Raw genomic sequence first — 1,304 nt, forward strand, 5'->3', positions numbered from 1 at the left:
CCGTGCCCGGTGGCCGGGTCGGTTACCCAGCCCTGGGCCAGGGAGGTGACGTCCCAGTCGTGGCGGGCCGGGTCGTTGCTCATGGCGCCGACGTCGGAGACCGCCGGGCCGATGTCACCGCCGGGCGTGGTCCAGGCGGTGGCGGAGGTGGCCTTGTTCCAGGTCGCGCTCTCGTCGAAGTCCCGGGTGAGCGGGCGCAGTTCGTAGACCGCTCCCTCGGCGCTGCGGGTGGACTGGGTGCCCCAGAGGCGGACCGTGGCCTGAAGGATCCGCGAGGACGCGGGGACGCCGAGGTCGCCGAAGTCCAGCAGGGTGCGGGTGTCGCCGTAGGTGGTGGAGTTGTTGCCGACCGTCAGCCATGGCTGCGGCCCGTACTCGTCGAACGTGTCGTGGGCGGTCGTCGGCTGCGCCGAGGACAGGGTGGTGTCCTGGCCGGCCGTGATCACCCTTGTGGTACGGCCCGCCTTCGGCAGTCGCACCAGCTGGGTGGGCGAGCCGATGACCTGCCCGTCCTTCGTCTTGACCGCGACCATGTAGTAGTAGGCGCGGCCGAACGGGTCGGCGCTGTCCGCCGGGGTGGGCACCGCCGTGGTGTCGGTGAAGGCGTTCGCCGCCCCGTCCAGGGGGGCCACCAGCGTCGCCGCCGACGGCGTGAACGACTGGTAGACCGAGCGGTGGACCTGGTACTCGACCAGGTCGTCGCCGGTGGAGCCGGTGTCCGGGTCCTGGTAGTCGGGCCAGTGCAGCTCCGCGCCCGTCGCGTGGATGACGGACGGGGAGTCGAGGGCCACGCCCTGCCGCCCGAAGGTCAGCACCAGGCGCGGGTAGTTGGCGCTCTCGCCGCCGTAGCCGAACTCGCTGCCCTCGTAGCGGGGGCCGCCCTTGGGGGCGTCGGCGCTCTCGTCGCCGGCCTTGACCACGAATCCGTGGTTGTCGTAGGTGCCGTCGATCCACTGCTGGACGGTCTTCGTCACCGGGAACGAGTGCCAGGTGCTCACTTCGCCCGGCTTCTTGGTGACGGTCCCGCCCTTGGTGAAGCGTACGGCGTCCGCGACGACCGCGGTCGACGTGGAGGCCGGCGCGTCGCCCAGGACGATCTTGCCGGCCGTGCCCGCCTTGAACGGGTGCGAGCCCAGCGTCTTCCACACACCGCCGGTGCCGGCGCTCTGGTCGACGGTGTACTGCTTCGACCCGCCCGAGTACGTCACCGTGTAGGGCGCATTCGTCGCCCGGTCGACGGCGGGCACGCTGTGCACGTCGACCTGGTAGGTGCCGTCCTCCGGCAGGCTCGGCTGCCAGGTGTA

At 71.5% G+C, this 1,304-nt stretch carries 1 protein-coding gene; it reads right to left on the reverse strand.

Annotated features, from left to right (window positions below; translation table 11 throughout):
• On the reverse strand, nucleotides 1–1,304 hold a 1,304-nt coding region (locus ACFCZF_RS40730; protein WP_376675969.1), incomplete at both ends, for a DNRLRE domain-containing protein.

Source organism: Streptomyces sp. NPDC056296 (assembly GCF_042268605.1).
In the GTDB taxonomy this organism is placed as follows: Bacteria; Actinomycetota; Actinomycetes; order Streptomycetales; family Streptomycetaceae; genus Streptomyces.